A 23,099-nucleotide genomic window follows, 5' to 3' on the forward strand; every position below is an offset into this window, starting at 1 on the left:
GGATAAACGGCAGCTACCGTTATAGCTTAAGTGGGTTAATTTAAACATTAACTAATTAGAGTGGTACCGCGAATTGAACTTCGTCTCTTTTTTGAGACGGAGTTTTTTATTTTTTAGGAGGGGAAATCTATGGAATTAAAAATTGATAAATCTATTTACAAGATTGGTATTTACGCCTTGCTTGGCTCGGCAATATTAACATCTGTTAGCCAAGTCTTTTATGCAAATCAAGTTCAATCCGTACACCCTTTTATATTTACTGGAATAAGTTTCTTTATTACAGCTCTTTATTTTCAAACATTTGCATTTAAACAAAAAACAAAGGTCAATTGGACAGAAGACAAAAAGCCATTATTAAAATTAAATATAGCTTCTGCTATAACATTTATGGGCTTCTATTTTGCATTAAAGTATGTTGAGCCAGCAATAGTTAGCTCATTAGAAATGGGGATAGCTCCATTATTTATCTTGATTTTAATGATGCTTCAACGAAAAATAATCTCAATAAAAAAATGGGTTATATCGATTGGAACATTAGCAGCGTGCTTTATTTTGATTTGGGCAGTCATAAGCGGTGAATCAGGAATTTCTTCTCAAATTTCATCTGAAATGTTTATAGGGATTATTGCTAGTATTCTTTGTGGGATAGGAGCTGTTTTTTGTTCGGAATATTCGAAAGAGTTAAGTAATAGAGGGTGGTCAAGTTCCATGATTTTATCTAAGCGATACATCGCGATTATTTTGATTTCATTTATTTTTACATATGATTTAATAATACCCTACTTCATAGATAATATCATTTGGATTCTAATTGTCACAGTAGGCGGTGTTCTCATTCCCAATTATTTATTACAAAAAGGCATTCAATATACAAACACTTTTTTAGTTATGATGTCACTTAGCTTTATACCCGTATTCACGTTTCTGTTTCAACTATTCGACACACGTATTCAATTTTCACTCGTTACATGCATAGGCGTATTTTTATTATTTATTTGTGGATTTAGTAGTTTAAAAGATGACGGAAAGAATTAATTCAAATTTGCATGCATTATACGTATTCTAAGAAATAACGTTCCCAAATGAAATTTTGGGGTCAACAAAAAAACCGGTAAACGTTGTTGTAGCAACGTTTACCGGTTTTTTATTGGAACATTGTTTAAATGAGCATTTATTCAAGTCAATGAAACTTTACTAAAGCAGATTTTATACTGGTTGGTCCATGATCTTTAATTTGCATAAAAACTTGGATAGCCATTCTTTCATCAATATAAATCTGCATCTTCTCTAGAACTCCCCCAAGAAAAAATGTTGCTCCACAATATGGCCCTATAATTGAATAAATCACGTTCTTATTCAAGAAAAGCGCACGTTGTGGAATAAGCGATTGCTTTTCGTACTTATTTTCCTTTCTTTTTCATGCCCTTTTCTCAAAATTAATCCGAGTGTAGTAAATTTAACAAATAAATGTTTCCCAATAAATTTTTATGTCTTTATGACAAATGGTGACCAAACGATTTGATGTATGTTAGAGAATATTACAGCAGCGTTTTACTTAAATAAGAATTGTTATATCTAAACTGGACAAAATAAAACTAAATAAAATTTAGGGTGATGAAGTTGAAAAAAGTTTTCCCTCTTTTCTTATATTTATTAGGTTTCTTAATTTTGGGAATAAATGATGATGGACATGTTTCTGGGAATACAAACGATACTCCTCCACCTTTTGAGGAAATACTTCTTGAAATAGGGTACAAATCGGTAGATGTTGCAGTAGACGATTTTGAACAACATTTTAATCAAGAACTTATATTGCCACTTAGAGTACCACCAATTAGCTTTACGCATTACCTTGGCAGGTTTAATGATCTAGAAGGCGAAGTAAATGATACCCTTGAAGTTAAATTTATAAGTGAACATTCTCTTGATAATCACTTTAAAATTGATGTACGACCTCTTCAACACAAAATTTCATTTGAAAAGTATAAATCTAAAGTCTTTAAACTAAAAAATGGAAATGATGCAATCTATATTGAAAATCAAAGATTTCCTGTTAATTTTTTAGTCTTTGAAACAGTTCATTGGCAATATGCGTTTGGTGTTGATAAAAATATCTCTGATGTAGTAACTCCTGAAATACTCGTTCAGATAGCGGATTCTATTGATTTCTTAAAAAAACCTTAGTTTATAAATCCTACAAAATAAACCTTATAAATGTTCTCAAATGCAAGTTTGGAGTTAATAGAAAAATCGGTAAACTTTGTTATAGCAGCATTTACCGTTTTTTTATTGGAACATTGTTTAAATGAGTTTTTATTCAAGTCAATGAAACTTTACTAAAGCAGCTTTTTTTATAACAGAAAAACGCGATCTTCTTATTGAGGAATCGCGCCCGATTGTTGAATAAAGAGGGACATACGTTAATATATTTTTTTATGCGGATACTGTAACATTCTTATTAAAATAATTTGTTATTCCGAAAACAATTGCGTAGAACAATGATAACAATAGTGAATATGACCCGTAATCAAAATTGAATAGTAGATTGCCTCCAAATAAGGGTGTAGTAAAGATTAGGTAAAAAGGATACTGTATTGAAACTATAACATCTAAAATACCATTACCAATCATAGCGGATTTAAAGGTTGAGATTAAAAAAACAATTACCCCTGATATTACACCGAATACAGAGAAAATCTTTAAAAACTTACTATCTTTTTTAGAGTACATTAGTAAAAATGACATAAACAATATAGTCACACTAATATTGAGAATACCCATATTTATATCTGGATGTTTTAAGGCAGGCATAAAATTTATTGAAAAGGCCAAAAAATATGTTCCTATTAAAATTATTAAAAGTTTTTTTTTCATAGTAACTCTCCTCCTTTTTTATGATGAATAATGGTTTAATCATCTCCAAAAGATTGTCTGACTGAAATACTCTCAAAATGACTTAATAGAGTAATTTTGCATCATTTAGTGTAATTATACACTAAAGATTTAATTTGTAAATATATAACAGGTACTTCATGGAATTAAGTACCAAATCGAATATATCTTTGGGTAAACGAATTTACACGAAATATGAAAGGCTTGGTTTGCGTATATGCTTCAATCCACGACGAACGTACTTAAATGTAAAACCTTTTTTTAATAAAGCTGGGATTGAACCTCTTTCATTAGCAAAATGTTACTGGATTTTTAGAAATTGCTCATAAGAAAAATCAAGAAACATGATTTACCGTATTTAATGTTTTTGCAGGATTGGACAAATGTAATTTTTTGTTATATACTATATTTAATAAGATGGTTCAAACAACAATAAATTCACCTATTACAAAATGTATTCGTGTTTTATTTAGTACTTTTTGTAATATGTGAATTTTTTTCTTTATGAAGAATTGTGATCTTATTAAATTTAATTAAATGGAGGTCATTTAAATGACACAAGGTACAGTAAAATGGTTTAACGCAGAAAAAGGTTTTGGCTTTATCGAAGTTGAAGGCGGAAACGACGTATTCGCTCACTTCTCAGCAATCCAAGGTGACGGTTTCAAATCTTTAGACGAAGGTCAAAAAGTTGAATTCGGAATCGAAGATGGTCAACGTGGCCCACAAGCTACAAACATCGTAAAACTTTAATTTTAATGATGTAACCATAAAAAAGAGGTATCCTTTTATTAGGATAGCTCTTTTTTCTTATGTACTGTTAACTCCTAATTTAGTTAGGTAAATGTATGATTCAATTGTTATCTTTGCTCATAAAAAGAAGCAACCATCATTCCTTTAGGAACAATAAGCTGCCTTTCCTTCATGTATTTTTATTGAAATCTTATTCTATTTTTCTTTCTCGTATAGAATCTGATTTTGCTTAAGAATTCTAGGTTTTTATTCTCCTACAATACTATCATTATCTCTATCAATCATACGTAAGTGTAACCAACAAAACTCGCCATAGTATTGGCGAGTCCTCTTTTACCTCAGATTCGTTTTATTCCAACTTTCATACGTCATGTGGAACCGTTAAATTAACTAGTTCCTATTTCAAGAACTCACTTATGCTTCAGGCGGAATAGAACAGCTGCAAAAATGGCTATACCAACAATCGAACTGCAAATATACGACACACTTGATTGCGTTCCTAAAATACTGCCACCTATTTCGTAAACAACTCCGTAAGTTAACATATAGGAATCCATTGCCTCTTCCGCGTTTCCAAACACCGTTCGCAAAGAATCTTCCATCAAAAGCTGACGTAATAATACAGCGACGTGACTGACAGGAAATAATTGAATGACCGTTTGAATTGCTTTCGGTAGTACCCCCATCGGAACATAGACTGCGCATAAGAAGCCAATTAGTGTACCAACCAGGGAATTTAACGTTGAAAATGCTTTTGCTGATTTCGCCAAAAGTACAATCACTAAATTAATCATTGCACTCAGCAACACGCCAAGCATAATCACACCGATTAGTTGTATGAGCTTCCATAGACTCGGCAGCTCTGCACCGAGCGTCAATAAATATATTTCACATACAATAAAAGCGATAGTCGTCATAATGAACCCGATCATGACTGAGCTAATGACATAGCTTAGCTGAATTGAAAACCGGGATGCGGAGGTAACAAGAAAATCAGCTGTACGCTTTGCTTCCTGATCACTTACGAATATAGCAAATACTGCTAGTGTAGATGTCATGGCTGTCATTGTTAAAATCCCAGCAATCATCCATTGACTTACAAATAATTCAACTGCTGGCGTCATTTTAATTACCTGACTAATTGCATCTATTTGCAGTTTCTGTAAAAAGACAATAAATAACCCGATTGAAATCAATACAGAGAGCACCGAGAAAAAGACGAGCATTCTGTCTCGAAAGAAGATTTTATTATTGCGAACGATTAAGCTCGTCAGCATATTAGTTTTCCTCCCCCGCTTCATTTGTTTCGATAAATACTTGGTCAAGCGATCCTTTAATTACTTCAAATGATGCAATATATGGCTCGAGTTGTGCTAAAACCGGAATCGTAGAAATTGTAGAAGCCACTTCCACCTTCCACCCGTCTTGCTGCTTTTCAGGCGCACCAGGTAAAATGGCTGATATTTCATCAATTGCAACAGTCGGCTTTAATACAAATTGCAAATAGTCCTTCGCATACAGCGCTTTTAACTCATTCGGAGATCCCTGTGCAATTATTTCACCATTTTTCATGATGACAATATCATCTGCATGGGCTGCCTCTTCCATATAATGTGTTGTCAAAAATATGGTCATGCCTATTTCCTTGCGCAACCGCTCAATAGTTGCCCAAACAAATTGACGTGTAAATGGATCGAGTCCGGTCGTCGGCTCATCTAAAAATAACAGCTTGGGCTTATGAATTATTGCCCGCGCAATATCTGCCCGACGACGCTGCCCGCCTGAAAGCGAACCGTATTTTTTATGCTCGATATCTGCAAGCTGTAAATACAGCTGCACAAAATTATAATTTTCCTGTAATATTGGCTTCGGTAAACGATAAAAACGACCGCGATGCAGAATATTTTCCTTCACCGTCAATTGATGATCTAAAACACTTTCCTGAAATACAATACCAATTGTTCGGCGAATCGCCTCATTGCCTTTCAGTGTACCAAGTGCATGCCCATCGATTGAAACCTTTCCGCTCGTTTTCTCCAAAAGCGTACATAACATTTCAATTGTCGTAGATTTACCTGCACCGTTACTCCCAAGAAAAGCAAATAGCGCACCCTTTTGCACTGAAAAGCTGATTCCTTTTACGGCTTCTAATTCTCCGTACCGCTTTGTTAACTGTTGGACATCTATCAAAACTTGCATGTTACTCACCTCGATGTTGAAGTTGACTGTTCATTTTTCGAATTGTACGCTTTTCACCGGTATAATAATACAGCCAAACGATGAGATAAATAACCGAAGCGCGAGCGTATAATAAAAAGATGGATTTCCCGTTATCAAGTTCAAACCAGCTGCCATAATACCCTATGATAAAAACTGCGGTTACAGTTATTGCATAATGAATTAAAAGTACAACGAACATTGACCAATCCAATTTATACAGTTGATTTGCTACTGCAATGACAATTCCTAAAATGACTGCATAGAAAAACTGATGTACAATCGTTTCACTCATCCAGTAATCTTTTGGAGACTTTAATGAGATGAGCATGATGATGAAATAGGACGAACATAAACTTATCAAAATGCTTTGTATTAAATTTTTCATTTGCCGTTCCCCCCTAATCCAAACGCCTCTTTTAACGCTTTGAAATAAGTGCGGCTGACTGGAATTGTAACGCCATTTTCTAGCGTAAGCTGCGGATTTCCTAGCACCTTCGACTGAATGGAAGCAATCTTATCAAAATGTACAAGTGTCGCTTTATTGACACGTAGCAGCTGTGTTGAAAAACGTGCCTCAAGTTCATACAGCTTTTGTTTCACTTCCAGTTCCTGCTCTTCTGTTTGGATATAAACTTTCCCTTGCTCGCTGTATATACTGTACACATCCTGCATTTTAATCAAATGAATATCCCCATCAATGTAGCCCGCGATTGTATCATTTTTCGTTGCTTGATTGAGCTTTTTCATCAGCTGCGCCACTTGCTCATCGTATTCCGGCGCATGCACATGAACTTCGATTTCCGAAAGTTGCTGCTCAATATGTAAATGAATTTTCATAAATCCTCCCTCTTGATTTGTAGTATAGCACCGCTTTTTTTACGGATTTTGTATTTTGCGCTAACACGTATAAAGCTGTATGTATGGTGTAAAATTTGATTTGTAACATGCATTTTTATTATAAGTATTATTTTCCAACAATTGTTAAGGAAATTTTAATTTTCATTTAAAACACTTATCCAAATAAGATAAAAATAGCAACCTCCCATATGATCAAGAGATTGCTGTTCTTATAAAGATATTAAACTTTGTTCAAACGAAATTTTCCGGAAATTCTTTTGTTAAGCTTCTACAGCGCTTTGAAATTCTTCCGTTAATTCCAAGCTTCTATAGTATTCTTGAACCACTAAAGTTCTTCGGAATTCAGCAGTGGAATCCAATTCTTCAACAATATTTTGAAGTTCATCAATATTCTGCGAGGAACAGCGCAATTGTAGGAGCGATTGAAGCGTTCCCTTCCGCAGTGATAGAGAATAATAGCAACGACCAATGTTATTCCGTAAGTCGCAAAAGAAAAAACTTCCATCAAAATAAAGGAGGTGTATCGTACTTCTACAAAAACATCAAACAACAACGATATAGTCATTCTACTTTAAGATAATATTACTCTGTTTATGGTTAAAATTTATTGAAGCCGTTTCTTACTTTATGGTAAAAAGTGTTGTTTCAACGAATACAATAAATTACTTAAACGTCTAAAAATTTTGACTCCTAAAAATTTTTTTATATTCTAGGTTCGTTTAGAAAATTCCAAGATTAGATGAAAAGGGGAAACATACTGAAAACAAAATGGCTTTTAAGTAGTAGTGCAGGGATGATGGGTTTGTTGGGGTTGGCAGGAACTTTTATACCCGAAGAAATTTCAATAATATTAGGAATTGCCCCCACACCCATTACTCTAATTCTTCTGCAGATTATCGGAGGATTATATTTAGGGTTCGCAATGTTGAACTGGTTTACACGTTCTGCTCTGATGGGCGGCATCTATAATAAACCGGTCGTCCTAGGAAATCTGATGCATTGCGTTGTCGTCTTTTTTGCCCTATTGCGGCAGTTGGCTGAGCACTTTCATTTCTTTTTGGCTATTGTGACAATCATTTATCTTGGATATGCCGTGTGGTTTACAAAGGTTATGCGCTCGAATCCTTTAGACAATTAACTATGCTTTCACATGAAATTCCGAACTTGTTATTATGTAATGAATAAAACAGCAACCTCCCATATGATCAGGAGATTGCTGTTCTTATTAAGATAGTTCACTTTATTCAAACGAAATTTTTCGGATGATTCTTAAGTTTACAAGTCAATCGGCTCCCCGCCTGTTACCCCGTAAATCTGTCCGGTAATGTAGCTTCCTTCATCGGATGCTAGAAGGACATATACTGGGGCAAGCTCTACCGGCTGTCCTGCACGACCAAGTGGTGCATTTTGGCCAAATTCAGGGATTTTGCCGTCCGGTTGTCCATTATCCAACTGCAGCGGTGTCCAGATCGGGCCAGGCGCAACTCCGTTCACACGTACACCTTTAGAAGCAAAGTACGCAGAAAGGTTTACTGTAAAGTTGCTAATTGCACCTTTTGTAGAAGCATAGTCCATTAAAAATGTGGATGGATTGTACGATTGAACCGATGTCGTCGTAATAATCGCACTTCCTGGTTCCAAATGCTCTTCTGCTGCTTTAACGGCTTCGAACATGCTGATAATATTTACTTTGAATGTATCTTCAACTTGTTTGATTGTTAAATCACTTAGTGTTGTCTGTGCAATCTGCTGCCCTGCATTCAGGACGAGTGTATCCAATCCGCCAAATGCTTCCACAGCTTTTTTTACCATTTCTGTCGCCGCGCCATCTTCACGCAAGTCAAACGGCAGCAACAATGCTTTTGTTCCGGCTTCTTCAATTAATGCTTTTACTTCATTTGCATCTTCTTCTTCACCAGGGAAGAACTGAATTGCGACATTTGCGCCTTCACGTGCATAGGCAATCGCTGCAGCACGACCAATTCCGGAATCGCCACCGGTAATTAATGCATTTCGCCCTTCCAGACGACTATGCCCTTTATATGATTTTTCTCCACAATCAGGTTTTGGACTCATTTCATTTTGTAGCGCTGGAGTACTCTGTTCTTGATCCGGGAATTTTTCCGTATGAAATTTTTTTCGTGGATCGTTTAAATTTGGGTTTCCCATCAAAAATCATCTCCTATATAGTTAGTACAAAATTGCAAGGATAAATTCTGAAAAGTTTATAACTGCTTAAAAGATTTTCCTACACAAAAATTGTTACATTTTTTAAATACCCTGTATGATTTACTTTAAACAGTTACGGATTTTATTCTTCGATTAAATCCATTGTGCTCATTTTTATTGTGTTTCCGGGAAAAATACTTGGGCTGTGCTGATATCCACCAGTGTAGGTCCCTTTGTATTAAGTGCTTCTTCCATTATGGACTCCAGCTCGGTATCTGAAGCAGGTCGTAATCCTTTCCAACCGCAAGCTTCTGCCAATTTCACAAAATCAGGGTTCGTTAAATCCACTCCTACTTCTTTCTTTTTCGCAACTTTCAGCTTATCCCTTTCCATTTGCAGACTTTCATTATTTAAGACAACGACTGTAATATCCAGTTCATAGCGGGTTGCTGTCAATAGATCTGCAAGCACCATTTGAAGACCTCCGTCGCCTACAATCGCAACTACTTGTTTTTCTGGCTTGATGAGCTTGGCGGCCATCGCTGCTGGAAGACCGAAGCCCATTGTCCGCCAGTAACCGGAAAATAATACAGATAGATCTTTTTGTTTGAAGTTACGATTCGTCCATACCGTATTATCCCCCGTATCCAGTGCGAGAATAGCATCCGGCGCTACTGTTCGGTCGATGGCGCGGATAATTCGGGAAGGATGAACAGGATAACCTTGAGTATTGCCCTCTTCCTCATTTTGCGCTGCCCATTTTTCTTTTGCTTGCTGTAAATGGGCTACCCAATCCTCAGAGCGGATAAATTCTTGCAGACTCTCCGTTAATATTGGAATAACTTCTTCTGTTTTTCCCATAATTCCAAGTTCTGTAGGAATTTCTTTTACAAACTTATCAAATTGGCGGTCAATCTGAATAATTCGAGCATCCGTTGGCACAAACCCTTCCGGCCACCAAGTCGTGCCCGCAAGAAGTACTACATCTGCCTGTTTAAATACATCAGCAGCATAAGGATTCCCGCCTTCACCAATCCCTTGTAAAACAAGTGGAGAAGACTCATCAAACAAACCTTTTCCGCCTAAACTTGTAAGAATCCCGGCTCCCCATAAATCCGCCAGTTTTTCCAAATCTGCTGAGACAGAAGTGGCACCTAAACCAGCCAGAATCATCGGTCGCTTGGCCGTTCTCATAATGTCTGCTGCGTGTTTCAGACTTTCATTAGTAAAGCTGGAAGTACCTTCTATTACGTCAGGTAATCGACGCGGTTCCCCTTTAGCAGGCATCATTAAAATATCCTTTGGTATCGAGATATGAGTAACAACCCTCTGTCCGAGAGATGTCCGTGCTGCTTTTTGCAGAACTTCAATCGTCGCATCTGGGTGTGCCAGATTTGCAGAATATGCAGCAAAAGGCTTCACAAGCTCCTGCTGGTCAATATATTGCGGATATTCCGTACCGATTTTACTACTTTCGGCCTGACCAGTGATCGCAAGTACAGGCGCTCTGTCTGCATGCGCATCACCAAGTCCATTTATAAGATTTGCTGCACCAGGTCCCATTGTGGCGGTACAAACACCAAGGCCACCAGTGAGTTTAGCTTCTGCTGAAGCCATAAAAGCAGCTGTCGACTCATGTTTGACAGCAACGTACTTAATTTTATCCTGCTTTGCCAGTGCATCGATGAGTCCGAATGTCGCATCACCTACTACCCCATATATCCGTCGTACACCGAACATATACAATTGATCGAGCATTAATTCTGAAACTGTTCGCTCTGTTTTCCCCATGACATATGAACCTCCTTGATAGACCTTCCTAACCTGCCAGTTATAAAGTCTAATTTATATTTTTTGTTCATCTTTTTTAACTTTCCCTAAATCATTCGAGTTAATCTTCCTTTTTTTAAAATACAGGTTATGTACTATCGCGTTGGGAAATTTTATCAAGTAATATATAATGAGTGAACATTTAGAAAAGACATCTTGAGGAGGAAGTAATTGTGGCAAATCATATTATCGAGCAAGCGAAACGTGGCTTGAAAGGTTTTGAAATAGGCTATTATCATACTAGCGGTTGTTATGGCGAGTATGAGGAAGAGTTTTATAAATATTTTGCAGACGAAGATTTTGAAACTAGAAAATATTCGATTACCGCCTTTACTTGTATGCTGGGAACTTGGGAAACAAAATTTTGTCAGGTTTTTATGCCCGTAAAGGAGTGGGAGGAAAATATAAATCAGCGTTACCCTCTAAATAAAAGTCAGTTTTATTACTTTGAAGATTATCTTCAAGCCCTTTTAGAGCATCACGAGCAGATAGAAAAAGAATTTCCTTATATGTTTGAAGAAATAGTAGACTGTTTAATTAAAATTGAACAAGATAGAGGGATTAGTTATGAAGATTGGTTTCCTGAAATCAACTCCACTACTATTAATCGAGTAAGACAAGAAATATTAATTCCTAAAAAACATTTAGCAGGTAAAAATAGCCCTATGAAATACTTATTAAAAGAAATAGGTATTGAACCTTTTTTTGAAACAGATAAATATTAAATACTTATTCCTTAAATAAATACATAGATAAAAACCTTACCTAAACAAACAATAGAAACATTTTTCCTTCGTGATTTTTTAGAGGTTGTGCTATATTCAAATTGTCAGGAGTGATTCGATGAAGAAATTTTTAACTATTACTGTAATTATTCTTGTTTTACTTGGAGCAGCCGGTTATGCTGTGTGGCATTTTGGGACAAATATCGCTTCCGAAAAAATCGTCGAACAAGTAGAAGCTAATTTAAATGATGAAGATAAAGAAGAAGTGAAATCCTATATTGCAAAAGATCCGAAGCTTCAGGAAATCGTAAACGAAGCAGCAACTACGAATCCCGATTCTCTTCCCTTCCAAACGAAGGAAGAAGCAACTCGTCTGTTAATCAAAAAAGTTGGCATTAATCGTTTACTAACGATTCAGGAGCAGGCGCAAAACGGTTCAATTAGTATCGATGAAGTAGTTTCTGAAATGGAAGGTACGCTGTCAGAAGATGAAATTTCTGCGCTAAAATATGTTCTATATAAGGAATTGTATAACCAGAATTAGTCAACCTTGTCAGTCTATAGCGACAGCTTCATATCGGTAATGCAAAATAAAACTCGATTTCGAATAAACGGAATCGAGTTCTTTTTTTATTAAATTATCTTTACATTATATTATGTATTTGGAGATTCTTTTGCATAGTTACAGCTGGAATTTCATCACCATTTTTATTAATGATGATTTCTTCCTTCACGATTTTATATCCCATTTTTGAATAAAGCGCGATATTATTCTTTTCACTTTTTCGAACTTTGCATTTTGAAACAAATATATTATTTTGCACAGCATAGCTTTCTAAATATTTCACCAAGTTAGTTGCTACGCCCTTCCCTTGGTTCTTAGGTAACACAGACAATCTTGAAAAATAAATAAACTCATCATTTAAAATGCATTTCACGAGTGCTATTAATTCATCGTTATCGTATACCCCGAACATTTCCGTCCCTTGTTTTACCTCAGTAATAATGGAATCTGCTGTTTCATTTAAAGCACTGGAAGGTTGAGGATCTGTTTCGTAACGCTTGAACGCTTGATGGATCACTTTCACCGCTTTTGCTGGTTCAATATTCATTTCAACTTTCAAATTAACACCCCTTCTAATAAATATAAATATATAATTATAATTATACATATTTTGTAAAATAAAGTAAATTCAAAAAAGAACACTTTCCATATATCAGAAAAATGTTCTTTCAAGTCATATTTATTTAATCTCAAAATCACTTAGCAGATGCCTTGTATAGTAATGCTTGGTGAATGACGAGAATTCAATTCTTGTAAAGAAATTCAGCGATCGAATAAACTATAGAAATAAAGGGTAGCGCAACAAAAAAGAAAAACCAGAAGAAATCCGCATTGTTAATTTTAAGCCTAGGTTTAACTTCTTTTTTTGCTTTTACACCAATCTCCATTACTACACTCCTTTACTACATAATTTTGAAGAAGATTCACTTCTTATTTATCCAAAACTGTAGTAAATCATATACCCTTTCTTTTAGGAAAGCAACCTATTTATCAACATAATTTTAAATGCATTTTTTGGGATTATCTTTCAATATAGATTACATCATCTGAAGGCTCAAGGTACTCTTTATCGCCTAAAGAAAAAGTGGTATGTAAACGTTCAATTTCTGCATACTGAACAGCTTTATCCTCCTTGACAAAAACCAATAGATAAATATCATCTCTTGAACCAATGTTGCTTGGATCAGTGAATTTAACGCCGGTCTGTTCTTCTATACCTGCCTGTGTCGTATATGGCTGAACTAAAAACGCCTTGTCCCATTCAAAATCTTCAAATGTGTTTAGATAGGTTTTGCTGGTACTATTATCGGATACCATAATAATCGATGAATGCAGTCTTTTTTCAATTTCTGTATTTCGTATCATATCGCTATTATTACAACCGGTTATCATTAGTAAAGTCAACAATATAACTGCAATTTGTTTGATCAATAGTAAATCTCCTTTTGGACCATTTCAGAACCTCTTCAGCTTACTGATTCAAGTCTGTCACCTGTAATTTACGATGCGATTAGTTCCCCTCATAATGATAAATGATTTGTACAACACCGGAAGAGAATGTTTTTGTATTCACGACTTTTAAATTTAACCTCTCTTGAATATCGATAAACAGCGGTTTGCCTTCTCCCAGTACGACTGGATGAATGGATAATCTAAATTCGTCAACAAGCCCTAAATTGATAAAAGTTGTAATGAGGCTTGCTCCGCCATATAGCCAAATATCTTTACCAGGTTTGTTCTTTAATTTAATCACTTCTTCACGGATGTTATCATTTATAAATATTGCTTTTTGACCGGTCCCGTTTTGAGTTCTGGAAAACACATATTTCTCTTTACTATGAACCAAATCCCACATCTCTTTGTCAGTTTCGGAGCCCCCTTCTTCAGGAATAAATTGTCCCCATAAGTCGTAGCTTTTTCTGCCGTAAAAAATTGTATCTACTTGATTCAAAAAATCGTTAAAGTTCATTTCCGGATCCATAATGCACCAATCTATTTCACCGTTCTTTCCTTCAATCAATCCATCTAAAGTAATTGCCAAATCTAAAATTACTTTTCTCTTAGTTGTATGATCTGCCATAATCTTCTCTCCTTTTTTAATGCAGCTTACTTCCACTCTTCACCTAAAATCGCGTAGTAGTATTCATCCCACCACTCATCCCCGTTTGGAATGCATTTTTTGAAATACCCTTCCCTTCTCATGCCGATCTTCTCCATTACACGATACGATGGCGGATTTTGCGGCTGGCAAGTTGCGATTACTCTATGTAGTTTCATTTCTTCAAAGGCATATTGTAACATTGCGTGAGCCGCTTCAGTAGCATATCCTTTATTATAAAATTTCGGGTTGAATACCCAGCCAATTTCGTAAGTATGCTCTCCAAAATATTTACCGAAAAAGATGTGGCCAATTAACATATTTTCACCTTTCAATACGACAGCGAATTTATCCGCCTCACTCCCCATATTTTGTTGAATAAATTGTTGAGCGGCTTCATCTGTAAAAACCCCTTCAGGTATATATTGCATGACATTGGCATCGGATGTATATTCATATACCGCCTGTAAATCATTCGGTTCAAATTTTCGTATCAGCAATCGTTCTGTTTCAATGCGCATTACGTAACCCCCATAATCATTACTAGTAGCTAGTTTCGACATTGCACGAATGATTCCCTTTATAGGCGCACGATTCCAAAACGTTCAGTAAAAAATCCTCACCACATAAGCTGGCGAGGATTATTTTAGTGTTTATTTCAGTTTATTGATTGTTTCTTTTGAAATATAGAAACCACTTTCATTATATACGCTGATTGTATTTGTCTGTATTTCATTTGTAGTCTCTTTGCCTGATTTATCCGTTGTTTTTTTAATGATAACATCCTTATTTTCAGGGATTTCAAAAGTAGTCGTGCCTTTCTTCACTACAAGTACCGCATTTTCCTTATCCGAAAGGTCGATTGTAGTCGTCATTCCTTTGCCATTCAGTGCTGCTTCTGCGTTAGCGTAAAGATCTTTTGTTAATTTATCTAACTTAATGCCCATGAAGTTGGCCATTTCTTTTGCTAAATCAGTATTATCTACTAGTCCGGAAATGCGTTTTGGTCCATAAGAGTACAGGAATACGTCATCGCCTGTATGTCCTCCAGTAGTGTATCCTAAATCCGCACGTTTTGATAAAAGATTGACGAATGTACCGGCAAGCTTCTTCGTTTCTGTTGCATTCAGGGCAGCCGTTTCCTCTGCAGTTAAATGATCCAGTCCATATAGTTTCGCTACTTCCACTAAATTCGAACGATCTGGCTTTAAGTGGCTGAGTGCTCCTTCGACTGTCATCGTTGCCTTCTTCAATGGGTTAATATAATTGGAGATATTAATTTTGTCATATGTAGAATTTGTGTTTTCATTACCAATCGTAATCCCGCTGTTGCCGTGGTCTGTTACAGCTATAACCATCGTATTTTTGTCTTTCTTCGCAAATTTCAGCGCTTCATTTACCGCATCATCGAACGACAAAATATCTGTGACCATTCCAATCGGATCATTCGCATGGGCTGCCCAGTCGATTTTACTGCCTTCGATCATCAGGAAGAACCCGTCTTTGTCTTTGTTCAGCGTATTAATCGCTGTAGACGTCATTTCTGCTAACGAAGGCTCATTTGGATTTGTTTTCGTACGATCTAGTTCATATGCTAAAGAACTACCGGCAAAACTTCCGTAAATTTTATCGGATTTAGTTGTTAATAACTCATCACGTGTCGTAATGAGGTCATATCCTTTCTCTTCAATCACACTAACTAGATTTTCGCCATCTTTCCGGTTTTCTGATTTTAAGTAATCATATCCACCGCCAAGTATCACATCCATATTTTGATACACTTGCTGCTCACCGATATCGTCATAGTTGCTGCGGGACGTTACGTGGGAAGAGAAACTGGCAGGTGTCGCATGCTGAATTTCAGAAGTTGACACGATTCCTGTAGCCTTGCCCAGTTGTTTTGCTCCTTCTAACACATTTGCAACTGGTTTAAATGCATTGTCGGGGTTTCCTTCTACGCCCGGCATATCAACTACGGATGGCAGTACCCCTACATACCCGCTGTTTGATTTGTGACCCGTAGCGAGAGCCGTTCCAGCCGGTGCCGAGTCTGTAATCGCTGATTCGGCCGAGTGTGTTGTCACACCACCTGTTAAAATTTCATCCATTGCGAGACTCTCGCCTTTGTACCAGCGTGCCAGCGATACCGCATTATTGCTGGAACCGTCCATCACAAGCATGATGACATTTGTCGGATCCTTTTTCGCCTGTTTTGCTTCAGCCTCTGAATTGAACTGCATAACAGATACTGATGATACTGCTACTGTCCCTGCAAGTGCATAAGTAAACCATTTTTTCTTGTTCTTCATCAATGAAATATCCTCCTAAGCAACCGCTAATTTGTAATTCGATTTCATTGTAAAGTTCTTTTGTAAATCTGGAATGCTAGATTTGTAAAGATGTATTGAGCCATTGTGAAAATGCAAAAAGAGAGGAGCTTAAACTGACGCTCCCCTCTTTCTAGTCTATTATTATTGTAAAATATCTACCCAAATTTTAATAGCTGTGGCACCGATCATAATCGCAAGGAGCCATTGCAGGATTTTAACATTCATTTTCTGTCCGACCTTTGCCCCAAGCGGGGCCGCGATAATACTTGCAATAATCATGATGAAAGCCGGCCAATATTCTACTTGGCCAGTCATCACTTTGCCGATACTGCCGCCGATTGATGAGATGAACGTAATGGCCAAACTTGTTGCAATCGTGATGCGCGTTGGAATTTTCAGCACCGTCAGCATAATCGGAACGAGTAAAAATCCGCCTGCTGCCCCGACAATTCCGGAACCTACTCCGACAATTAGCGCAAGGGAGCTCGCCAGTACTTTGTTGAATGTAATTTCTGTTTGCTCTTCAACTGTTTTCTTTGGAATCAGCATCATGATAGCCGCAATGGCAGCGAGTAGTCCGTACACAATATTGACGGCATCTTCAGATAAAAATCCGGAACCGTAACTGCCGATAAAGCTGCCGACCAAAATCGCGGCACCCATATACAAAATAAGATCCTTGTTTAGTAACCCGCTTTTCCGGTAAGCCCAAACCCCTGCAATCGAGGCGAATAACACTTGAACGGCGCTGATGCCGGAAACTTCATGTGCGGTAAATGCGACTAAACCGAACATTGGCGGAATGTAAAGCAGCATCGGGTATTTGATGATCGAACCGCCGACACCGAGCATGCCTGAAAGAAACGAGCCGATAAAGCCAAGTCCAAATATGACCGCTATATACATCAATGATAAATCGATTTCCATATATTTTCCTTCTTTCAAAAAATTCAATTATGCCTAAGCTGAATTTGTTACTTCAACCGGGGCCTATCTTTATTCAACGGGCGTGATCTACACCCGCTGAATAAAGATAAAGCGGATAGAATCAGTCTCTATCCGCTATTTTTTTATGCTTTTTGAATATAGAAGTACAGAACGCCCGCTTCTTCTTTTTGTTCTACTATAGAGTGGCCGCCTGCACCTGCCCATGCTTTGAAATCATTTAAAGCACCTTTATCCGTTACTAATACTTCTAGTACTTCACCAGAGTTAATTTTATCGATTGCCTTTTTCGTTTTTACGATTGGCATTGGACATGCTAAACCTTTTGCATCTAATGTTTGTGTAATATTCATTTGAAATTCCTCTATTCTTAAATTTGTTTGTTGTAAGCGATCTATAAGTTTCCCGTGTAACACGGTTGCGTGCCTCTTGAGCGTGAGACACACATAGGTTTAACATTTCAATTTCCAGCTTTCAATTAGCGTACTGCGCAACGGTTAGGACCGATCTCCATTTCCGTTTGCTCGTCGTTATCAGGTGTAATTTTGCCCATGTTAACGTGGCGAATTTCTTGGTAAGCGTTTGGCTGTGGTGGTAAGTTATCTGTTACCATTGAGCGGAATTCTGCTTCGTCTTCCACGTTTAAACCGTGGTTTTCAGCAAATAAATCACCAAGGCGTTTTGCTACTGTTCCGTCTTCGTTCAGCTCGTCAATGATCATAAAGTGAGCTGGTAACACGATTAAGTCTTCTGCTAATGTGCGGTAGCGAGAATATAATGTTTCGCGTAAGTCTCCAACCCAGTCTTCAGCAAGTCCTGCTAAGTCTGGACGACCGATTGAATCGATGAATAAGATATCACCTGTTAATAAGTATTTACCGTCGATGACAAATGATGTTGAACCGATTGTGTGACCAGGTGAATAAAGTGCGCCTACTTCGATTTCAGAAGCACCTAATTGTACTTTTAAACCGTCTTCAAGTGGTGCGTAGTCAAATACCACTTCTTCTGCATCTTTAGGTGGTAAGTAGTATGTTGCACCAGTAGCTGCAGCGATGTGACGACCACCAGAAATGTGGTCAGCGTGTAAGTGTGTATCGAAAACGTGTTTAATCTCAACACCTTTTTCTTCAGCGAACTTCGTGAATACTTCTGTGAAACGTACTGCGTCGATAATCGCCGCTTCGCCTTCAGAAATCGCCATGTAAGAAAGACAGCCTTTTCCTAAACGTACGAACTGGTATAGTTCACCGCCGTTTGCTAAATCGCCGACTTTAATTGGCTCAAGGTACATTGACCAAGATTTCATACCGCCTTCAAGGTAAGCTACTTCACGACCTGCTTCAGCTATCATTTCTGCGACCATGATAGAAGAGCCTTCTTTCGCACATACAACCAATACCTCTTTGTCTGTTGGGATTTGTGGTAAAATTTCTTCTACACCGTCTAATAAATCGAAGTAAGGAATGTTTAAGTACTCGAATTTGTGACCGTCAATTTTCCAGTCTTTAAATGCGTCTTCATTACGAACATCTAAAATAAACAATTCTTTGTTTTCAATTACTTTACGCGCCACTTGTGCGGCTGTCCATGCTGTTACTGTCATCTAAATTACCCCCGTAGGTATATTTTTGTTTAAAATTTTTTCTATTAAAACGTTAACGTTGGTGCTGCATCCTTCGCGTATTCAAGGAATGTAACCGCACCGCCTACTTCAATACCATCTACGAAATCTTCTTTTGTCAGACCCATTACGTCCATTGTCATTTGACAAGCGATGAATTTCACACCTAAATCCTGTGCCATTTCTACTAATTGCGGGATTGCCGGTACATTTGCATTGGCAAAACCTTCCGCAAAATGTTCTTTACCTGCAGGCATTTCAAGTGCATGCATACCTTGCTTGTGGATTAAGTTTAAGCCTTCGAATGTGAAGAAAATTTCTACTTCCTTATCAGAAGCTGCTGCTGCCGTTGCGATATTGAATACTTTATATGCATCGAATAAACCGCCGTTTGCTGCGATGATTGCTACTTTGTTTGTCATATTACTCTACCTCTTTCTGTAATTCGCCTTCATAACCTGTCATTCCAGGCAAGACGTTGTATACTTTTGTAAATCCAGCTTCAGCCAGTTGTTTTGCTGCCATATCTGAGCGTGTACCTGTACGGCAAATCACATAAATAGTTTGGTCTTGGTCCAGTTCATTCATACGTTGTGCCAATTCACCCATCGGAATTGATTTTGCCCCGGGAATATGACCGAAAGCGTATTCTGCTGCTTCACGTACATCTAGAATCATGCCTTCTTCTTTTACAGCATCTTCATTTGAAATCGTCTGTTCAAAAGATTTTTCCGCTGCTTCACTGATTTCCGGATTACATTTACGGATATAGTGAAAAAACACACCGTTTACTTCATTTGATCCGATATATTGGTGGCCGACTGTTTTCGACCATGCAGCTAAATCTGCTACCGAGCCTTTGTCTGTTGCCTGAATTTCCAATACTTGTCCTTCTGCAACGTCATTCATCGCTTTTTTCGTTTTCACAATCGGCATTGGGCAAGCTAAACCTTTTGCATCAAGTTGTACGTCTGATTTAATCATCTTTCTCCTCCACTCATACCAGTAAGGGTATAATTAATTTTAAATTTTTTTATTTTACTTCGCCGTTCCATTCAAGCATACCGCCTGTCATATTCGTCACATCAAACCCTTGTGACTCCAGAAATGCTGTTGCCTGACCACTGCGGCCACCTGAACGGCAAACCATAATATACGGGATTTTTTTATCCAATTCATGCATGCGGAATTCCAGTAATCCTAATGGAATATGTGTAACGCCTGGAATATGGCCTGCTTCTACTTCCGCCACTTCGCGAACATCGATTAAATGAATTGCTTCGCCGGCTTCTAATTTTGCTTGAACTTGTTCTGGTAAGATTGTTTTCATTACATTTTCCTCCTTAGTATGCACTCATGCCGCCACGTACATTCGTGACTCTTTCATAGCCTAATTTTTTCAGTTGATTACAAGCCTGTTTCGAACGCATCCCGCTCTGGCAAATGACAACAATTTCCTTATCCTTTGGCAGTTTCGAAAAATCGGAGCCAAGCGGGATATTTTTAAACTGCTTCACATTGCGCGCTTTATACTCAGCAGGTGTCCGTACATCGACAAATACTTTATCTTTGTCATTGAGCACTGTTTTAAGCTGTGCCGTTGTCATCGTATGGACGCCTTTTGCCGGCTTTATACGCCAGAACAAAAATGCTGCGATTACGGCGATTAATAAGATTGTTTCCATAAGTCACCCCTTATATGAATAAGTTTACGTTTCCTTCTTCAGCATCCGCCAAATAAGCGGCCACACCAGCATACTCGATACTGTCCAGTAATTCTTCTTTTTCAAGTCCCAGTAAATCCATTGTCATTGTACATGTCACAAGCTTAATGTCCTGTTCCTGCGCCATTTCAATTAACTGTGTCAACGTCAATGCATTATGCTTATTCATAACGTGCTTGATCATTTTAGGACCCATGCCTAGCATTTGCATTTTTGATAAACCTAATTTCTCTGCACCTTGTGGCATCATCTTGGCAAACATTTTTTCAAGGAAACCTTTTTTAACCGCTACCGGTTCTTGTTTTCTTAATGCATTGATACCCCAGAAGGTATGAAATATTGTTACTTCATGATCATATGCTGCCGCACCGTTTGCAATAATGTAAGCGGCCATCGCCTTGTCGTAATCACCGCTGAATAATACGATTGTTGTTCTTTTCTTTTCCAATGTAAGTCCCCCTACCCCTATAGGTATATAATATTTTAAAAATAAAAAGCCTTATCGACTTTTTACTAGTAAATCTACTGCCTGTTTAACCATGGCATTTTTATCCATCGTTTCAGCATCTTCTTTTGAAAGACACTCCACTAAGTTATCCGTTACGATCACACCAATTGTACGGTCAACAGCAGAGCGGACAGCACTTAGTTGTGTAATCACATCTTTGCAGTCCTTTTCTTCTTCCATCATCCGTAAAATGCCGCGAAGCTGTCCTTCGACCTTTTTCATACGAGCCAACACTTTTGGATCATATTGCATACGCTCACCTCTTTTGAAATGATTTGTTACTCACACTATACTACCCCTTGGGGTATATGTCAAACATTTAATTTCGGTAAAATTGCTTCCGAATAGCCATCAGTATGTCGGCTATTTCTGCCCTTATAATATACCCCACTAGGTATAAAGTCAATGAAAAAGAAATCCTTTTTTTACACAGCTTATAAACACTTAGTAAGTCCTTACTTTAAAATTAGTAGGAAGTACTTTCAACTAAGGTTTTTATATAAAAATATTATCATTTTCAACTTACGTTACTTCATATATATTTATATTCCGTGCATAAAAAACTGCCTAGGTAATGTTCTATAAAAAAAGCTATGAATGCTGATTTAACAGTGTTCATAGCTTTTCGGTGTATTTCCAATATTTCATTTAGGAACGTTTATTGGGTTTATTTTGTATACTTTATCAGTGCTTCTTGCTCTTTTATAAATTATTTTTTTATGTCCTTTACTGACATCTTTCACAAAATACATTGTTTGCAGTTCTTGCAATTGCATTATCTAATCTTGAGACAAGCATATTTTTTTCAGAAGGCATCGTTATATTAGCTGTAAATCGTTCACCTTCTTCAACTCCTAACTTCCATTTCATATAATTGGGGAATTTATTTACCTTCATAATACAGGAAAACGCGATTTTCTTATTGAAGAATCGCGCTCAATTGTTGTAAAGGGAGTTAGTTTAATGCTTCTAAACGAAAATTGAATAGTTAACAGGAGTAACAAACCCTAATTTTCCTGCTAATTTTATAGAAGAATCATTTGATACATCACAGTCCCATTTAGGAATGATACTACTTTCCAAACAATACTCTATAAATGCGGTTGCGATTATAGCTGCTAATCCTTTTCCTCTATAATCTTTGTGAGTAATGATATCAATCTCTGCAAATTCTTGAGATGAAAAAATTGCAGAACATTCACTAATAACTTTCTCATTATGTAAAATACAGAATCCAAAACCCTTTTCAATAAAATTTGACGTGGACCCCCAATATTCTTTATAGTAATCTTCATTAAATTCCAAGCTTTTCTTTATTATTTCTTTGTTTATTTTTTCTATAGTATATTCACTGGATAGTGCCACTTTTCTATCTATTTCTTTATCAGTATGTTCAAAAGAAAATCTGCTTAGTTGCTTTATTTCATCCTTTAACTGATTCATTATTGCACAATTCCATTTTTCCGATGTAGAAAATAAACTGAATCGTAATTTATTATTTTTCCTATGCCTATACAGTTCAAAGAGAAATTTATTAAAATCCAAGTTATCTACCTCTCCTCCCACAAAATAAATACCTGAATTTGTTCCAATCAGAACTGACTTAGGAGATTTAGAGTCTGCATAAACTGTTCCTTGTATATAGCCATCCATAATTGAATATACGAAAGTCGGACATGTTATATTGCTTTTGTTTAAAGTACTTTTTAAATTTTCAAAATCACTTTGATTAAGTATTATCACAAGTACACACCTCTATATTTTATTAAATTGTGCCATTTACTCAATTGTTGAATACCAGTAAGTTTTAATTAGCAATTTTGATTTAGTGAATATCGCTTTATGTTTTATTTTGATA

The 23,099-nt window shown here is 36.9% G+C and carries 29 protein-coding genes and 1 other annotated feature (1 of these 30 only partly in view); of the genes, 6 read left to right on the forward strand and 23 right to left on the reverse strand.

Annotated features, from left to right (window positions below; genetic code table 11):
* Positions 1-91, forward strand: a binding site (T-box leader) (it extends 119 nt beyond the left edge of the window).
* A gap of 38 nt (positions 92-129) precedes the next feature.
* Both AC6CH1_RS09140 and AC6CH1_RS09145 read left to right on the forward strand, forming a co-directional pair.
* Positions 130-1,035, forward strand: coding sequence for an EamA family transporter (locus tag AC6CH1_RS09140; protein WP_498317220.1), 906 nt, complete (start codon positions 130-132; stop codon positions 1,033-1,035).
* Between the two features lie 579 nt (positions 1,036-1,614).
* The gene (locus AC6CH1_RS09145; RefSeq protein WP_498317221.1) at positions 1,615-2,184 is read left to right on the forward strand and encodes a hypothetical protein; all 570 of its coding nucleotides are present in this window, start codon (positions 1,615-1,617) and stop codon (positions 2,182-2,184) included.
* A 249-nt stretch (positions 2,185-2,433) separates the two neighbouring features.
* On the opposite strand, the gene AC6CH1_RS09150 is transcribed toward AC6CH1_RS09145, so the two are convergent.
* On the reverse strand, positions 2,434-2,874 hold the full coding sequence (locus AC6CH1_RS09150) for a hypothetical protein (RefSeq protein WP_498317223.1): 441 nt from the start codon (positions 2,872-2,874) through the stop codon (positions 2,434-2,436).
* A gap of 570 nt (positions 2,875-3,444) precedes the next feature.
* On the opposite strand from AC6CH1_RS09150, the gene AC6CH1_RS09155 reads away from it, so the two are divergent.
* Positions 3,445-3,645, forward strand: a complete 201-nt coding sequence (locus AC6CH1_RS09155) for a cold-shock protein (RefSeq protein ID WP_191703434.1) — start codon at positions 3,445-3,447, stop codon at positions 3,643-3,645.
* A gap of 410 nt (positions 3,646-4,055) precedes the next feature.
* Here the strand turns inward: AC6CH1_RS09155 and AC6CH1_RS09160 are convergent, their stop codons facing one another.
* From AC6CH1_RS09160 to AC6CH1_RS09175, 4 genes are read right to left on the reverse strand one after another with little or no spacing between them, the layout of a single operon-like run.
* Entirely contained in the window at positions 4,056-4,922 is an 867-nt protein-coding gene (locus tag AC6CH1_RS09160) for an ABC transporter permease (protein WP_498317224.1), read from the reverse strand.
* Position 4,923: 1 nt separating this feature from the next.
* The gene (locus AC6CH1_RS09165) at positions 4,924-5,844 is read right to left on the reverse strand and encodes an ABC transporter ATP-binding protein (protein ID WP_498317226.1); all 921 of its coding nucleotides are present in this window, start codon (positions 5,842-5,844) and stop codon (positions 4,924-4,926) included.
* 1 nt (position 5,845) lies between these two features.
* Entirely contained in the window at positions 5,846-6,250 is a 405-nt protein-coding gene (locus AC6CH1_RS09170; protein ID WP_251687284.1) for a DUF3021 domain-containing protein, read from the reverse strand.
* Positions 6,247-6,702 carry a LytTR family DNA-binding domain-containing protein gene (locus AC6CH1_RS09175; RefSeq protein ID WP_251687282.1) on the reverse strand — a complete coding sequence of 152 codons (456 nt, stop codon included), beginning with the start codon at positions 6,700-6,702 and terminating at the stop codon, positions 6,247-6,249. The genes AC6CH1_RS09170 and AC6CH1_RS09175 overlap by 4 nt, the downstream gene beginning before the upstream one ends.
* 814 nt (positions 6,703-7,516) lie before the next feature.
* Between AC6CH1_RS09175 and AC6CH1_RS09180 the strand changes: the two genes are divergently transcribed.
* Positions 7,517-7,861 (forward strand): multidrug DMT transporter permease, encoded by a 345-nt coding sequence (locus tag AC6CH1_RS09180; RefSeq protein WP_251687280.1) that lies wholly within the window; start codon positions 7,517-7,519, stop codon positions 7,859-7,861.
* Positions 7,862-7,998: 137 nt separating this feature from the next.
* On the opposite strand, the gene AC6CH1_RS09185 is transcribed toward AC6CH1_RS09180, so the two are convergent.
* A complete protein-coding gene (locus tag AC6CH1_RS09185) occupies positions 7,999-8,892 on the reverse strand; it encodes an SDR family oxidoreductase (protein WP_251687278.1) in 894 nt (297 codons plus the stop codon).
* 174 nt (positions 8,893-9,066) lie between these two features.
* Complete coding sequence (locus AC6CH1_RS09190; protein ID WP_498317228.1) at positions 9,067-10,683, reverse strand: thiamine pyrophosphate-binding protein; 1,617 nt, start codon at positions 10,681-10,683, stop codon at positions 9,067-9,069.
* Between the two features lie 212 nt (positions 10,684-10,895).
* On the opposite strand from AC6CH1_RS09190, the gene AC6CH1_RS09195 reads away from it, so the two are divergent.
* Positions 10,896-11,447: a hypothetical protein gene (locus AC6CH1_RS09195; RefSeq protein ID WP_251687272.1), complete on the forward strand. Its 552-nt coding sequence runs from the start codon at positions 10,896-10,898 to the stop codon at positions 11,445-11,447.
* 118 nt (positions 11,448-11,565) lie between these two features.
* Positions 11,566-11,991, forward strand: a complete 426-nt coding sequence (locus AC6CH1_RS09200) for a hypothetical protein (RefSeq protein ID WP_427709309.1) — start codon at positions 11,566-11,568, stop codon at positions 11,989-11,991.
* 100 nt (positions 11,992-12,091) lie between these two features.
* Here AC6CH1_RS09200 and AC6CH1_RS09205 read toward each other — a convergent pair whose 3' ends face one another.
* The 16 genes from AC6CH1_RS09205 to AC6CH1_RS09280 form a co-directional block, all read right to left on the reverse strand.
* A complete protein-coding gene (locus tag AC6CH1_RS09205; RefSeq protein ID WP_251687268.1) occupies positions 12,092-12,571 on the reverse strand; it encodes a GNAT family N-acetyltransferase in 480 nt (159 codons plus the stop codon).
* A 184-nt stretch (positions 12,572-12,755) separates the two neighbouring features.
* Positions 12,756-12,899 carry a hypothetical protein gene (locus AC6CH1_RS09210; RefSeq protein WP_251687266.1) on the reverse strand — a complete coding sequence of 48 codons (144 nt, stop codon included), beginning with the start codon at positions 12,897-12,899 and terminating at the stop codon, positions 12,756-12,758.
* Between the two features lie 133 nt (positions 12,900-13,032).
* The gene (locus AC6CH1_RS09215) at positions 13,033-13,443 is read right to left on the reverse strand and encodes a hypothetical protein (RefSeq protein WP_251687264.1); all 411 of its coding nucleotides are present in this window, start codon (positions 13,441-13,443) and stop codon (positions 13,033-13,035) included.
* A 79-nt stretch (positions 13,444-13,522) separates the two neighbouring features.
* Positions 13,523-14,092, reverse strand: a complete 570-nt coding sequence (locus AC6CH1_RS09220; RefSeq protein WP_498317230.1) for a dihydrofolate reductase family protein — start codon at positions 14,090-14,092, stop codon at positions 13,523-13,525.
* Between the two features lie 26 nt (positions 14,093-14,118).
* Positions 14,119-14,631: a GNAT family N-acetyltransferase gene (locus AC6CH1_RS09225; protein ID WP_498317232.1), complete on the reverse strand. Its 513-nt coding sequence runs from the start codon at positions 14,629-14,631 to the stop codon at positions 14,119-14,121.
* 132 nt (positions 14,632-14,763) lie between these two features.
* Positions 14,764-16,419, reverse strand: coding sequence for an alkaline phosphatase (locus tag AC6CH1_RS09230; RefSeq protein WP_498317233.1), 1,656 nt, complete (start codon positions 16,417-16,419; stop codon positions 14,764-14,766).
* Between the two features lie 162 nt (positions 16,420-16,581).
* Complete coding sequence (locus AC6CH1_RS09235; protein ID WP_251687256.1) at positions 16,582-17,367, reverse strand: sulfite exporter TauE/SafE family protein; 786 nt, start codon at positions 17,365-17,367, stop codon at positions 16,582-16,584.
* Positions 17,368-17,510: 143 nt separating this feature from the next.
* Positions 17,511-17,738 carry a sulfurtransferase TusA family protein gene (locus tag AC6CH1_RS09240; protein ID WP_251687253.1) on the reverse strand — a complete coding sequence of 76 codons (228 nt, stop codon included), beginning with the start codon at positions 17,736-17,738 and terminating at the stop codon, positions 17,511-17,513.
* A gap of 125 nt (positions 17,739-17,863) precedes the next feature.
* Positions 17,864-18,991, reverse strand: a complete 1,128-nt coding sequence (locus tag AC6CH1_RS09245; RefSeq protein WP_498317236.1) for an MBL fold metallo-hydrolase — start codon at positions 18,989-18,991, stop codon at positions 17,864-17,866.
* 44 nt (positions 18,992-19,035) lie between these two features.
* A complete protein-coding gene (locus AC6CH1_RS09250; RefSeq protein WP_251687249.1) occupies positions 19,036-19,431 on the reverse strand; it encodes a DsrE/DsrF/DrsH-like family protein in 396 nt (131 codons plus the stop codon).
* 1 nt (position 19,432) lies between these two features.
* Positions 19,433-19,993, reverse strand: a complete 561-nt coding sequence (locus tag AC6CH1_RS09255; RefSeq protein WP_498317238.1) for a sulfurtransferase TusA family protein — start codon at positions 19,991-19,993, stop codon at positions 19,433-19,435.
* A gap of 49 nt (positions 19,994-20,042) precedes the next feature.
* Positions 20,043-20,339, reverse strand: coding sequence for a rhodanese-like domain-containing protein (locus AC6CH1_RS09260; protein ID WP_079527489.1), 297 nt, complete (start codon positions 20,337-20,339; stop codon positions 20,043-20,045).
* Positions 20,340-20,352: 13 nt separating this feature from the next.
* Positions 20,353-20,694 (reverse strand): rhodanese-like domain-containing protein, encoded by a 342-nt coding sequence (locus AC6CH1_RS09265; protein WP_251687245.1) that lies wholly within the window; start codon positions 20,692-20,694, stop codon positions 20,353-20,355.
* Positions 20,695-20,704: 10 nt separating this feature from the next.
* Positions 20,705-21,202, reverse strand: a complete 498-nt coding sequence (locus tag AC6CH1_RS09270; protein WP_498317768.1) for a DsrE/DsrF/DrsH-like family protein — start codon at positions 21,200-21,202, stop codon at positions 20,705-20,707.
* A gap of 30 nt (positions 21,203-21,232) precedes the next feature.
* The gene (locus AC6CH1_RS09275) at positions 21,233-21,493 is read right to left on the reverse strand and encodes a metal-sensitive transcriptional regulator (protein ID WP_008404135.1); all 261 of its coding nucleotides are present in this window, start codon (positions 21,491-21,493) and stop codon (positions 21,233-21,235) included.
* 717 nt (positions 21,494-22,210) lie between these two features.
* Complete coding sequence (locus AC6CH1_RS09280; protein ID WP_498317241.1) at positions 22,211-22,984, reverse strand: GNAT family N-acetyltransferase; 774 nt, start codon at positions 22,982-22,984, stop codon at positions 22,211-22,213.
* Positions 22,985-23,099 lie beyond the last annotated feature (115 nt).

The sequence above is a fragment of the Solibacillus sp. GQ1 genome, assembly GCF_059758555.1.

Coding starts and splice junctions, on each gene's coding strand:
- AC6CH1_RS09165 (WP_498317226.1), bottom strand. CDS start 5,844: ATGCAAGTTTTGATAGATGTCCAACAGTTAACAAAGCGGTACGGAGAA.
- AC6CH1_RS09250 (WP_251687249.1), bottom strand. CDS start 19,431: ATGACAAACAAAGTAGCAATCATCGCAGCAAACGGCGGTTTATTCGAT.
- AC6CH1_RS09275 (WP_008404135.1), bottom strand. CDS start 21,493: ATGCAATATGATCCAAAAGTGTTGGCTCGTATGAAAAAGGTCGAAGGA.
- AC6CH1_RS09145 (WP_498317221.1), top strand. CDS start 1,615: ATGAAGTTGAAAAAAGTTTTCCCTCTTTTCTTATATTTATTAGGTTTC.
- AC6CH1_RS09235 (WP_251687256.1), bottom strand. CDS start 17,367: ATGGAAATCGATTTATCATTGATGTATATAGCGGTCATATTTGGACTT.
- AC6CH1_RS09200 (WP_427709309.1), top strand. CDS start 11,566: ATGAAGAAATTTTTAACTATTACTGTAATTATTCTTGTTTTACTTGGA.
- AC6CH1_RS09220 (WP_498317230.1), bottom strand. CDS start 14,092: ATGGCAGATCATACAACTAAGAGAAAAGTAATTTTAGATTTGGCAATT.
- AC6CH1_RS09225 (WP_498317232.1), bottom strand. CDS start 14,631: ATGCGCATTGAAACAGAACGATTGCTGATACGAAAATTTGAACCGAAT.
- AC6CH1_RS09175 (WP_251687282.1), bottom strand. CDS start 6,702: ATGAAAATTCATTTACATATTGAGCAGCAACTTTCGGAAATCGAAGTT.
- AC6CH1_RS09230 (WP_498317233.1), bottom strand. CDS start 16,419: ATGAAGAACAAGAAAAAATGGTTTACTTATGCACTTGCAGGGACAGTA.
- AC6CH1_RS09260 (WP_079527489.1), bottom strand. CDS start 20,339: ATGAAAACAATCTTACCAGAACAAGTTCAAGCAAAATTAGAAGCCGGC.
- AC6CH1_RS09265 (WP_251687245.1), bottom strand. CDS start 20,694: ATGGAAACAATCTTATTAATCGCCGTAATCGCAGCATTTTTGTTCTGG.
- AC6CH1_RS09190 (WP_498317228.1), bottom strand. CDS start 10,683: ATGGGGAAAACAGAGCGAACAGTTTCAGAATTAATGCTCGATCAATTG.
- AC6CH1_RS09150 (WP_498317223.1), bottom strand. CDS start 2,874: ATGAAAAAAAAACTTTTAATAATTTTAATAGGAACATATTTTTTGGCC.
- AC6CH1_RS09245 (WP_498317236.1), bottom strand. CDS start 18,991: ATGACAGTAACAGCATGGACAGCCGCACAAGTGGCGCGTAAAGTAATT.
- AC6CH1_RS09185 (WP_251687278.1), bottom strand. CDS start 8,892: ATGGGAAACCCAAATTTAAACGATCCACGAAAAAAATTTCATACGGAA.
- AC6CH1_RS09170 (WP_251687284.1), bottom strand. CDS start 6,250: ATGAAAAATTTAATACAAAGCATTTTGATAAGTTTATGTTCGTCCTAT.
- AC6CH1_RS09160 (WP_498317224.1), bottom strand. CDS start 4,922: ATGCTGACGAGCTTAATCGTTCGCAATAATAAAATCTTCTTTCGAGAC.
- AC6CH1_RS09210 (WP_251687266.1), bottom strand. CDS start 12,899: ATGGAGATTGGTGTAAAAGCAAAAAAAGAAGTTAAACCTAGGCTTAAA.
- AC6CH1_RS09140 (WP_498317220.1), top strand. CDS start 130: ATGGAATTAAAAATTGATAAATCTATTTACAAGATTGGTATTTACGCC.
- AC6CH1_RS09240 (WP_251687253.1), bottom strand. CDS start 17,738: ATGAATATTACACAAACATTAGATGCAAAAGGTTTAGCATGTCCAATG.
- AC6CH1_RS09255 (WP_498317238.1), bottom strand. CDS start 19,993: ATGATTAAATCAGACGTACAACTTGATGCAAAAGGTTTAGCTTGCCCA.
- AC6CH1_RS09155 (WP_191703434.1), top strand. CDS start 3,445: ATGACACAAGGTACAGTAAAATGGTTTAACGCAGAAAAAGGTTTTGGC.
- AC6CH1_RS09180 (WP_251687280.1), top strand. CDS start 7,517: ATGATGGGTTTGTTGGGGTTGGCAGGAACTTTTATACCCGAAGAAATT.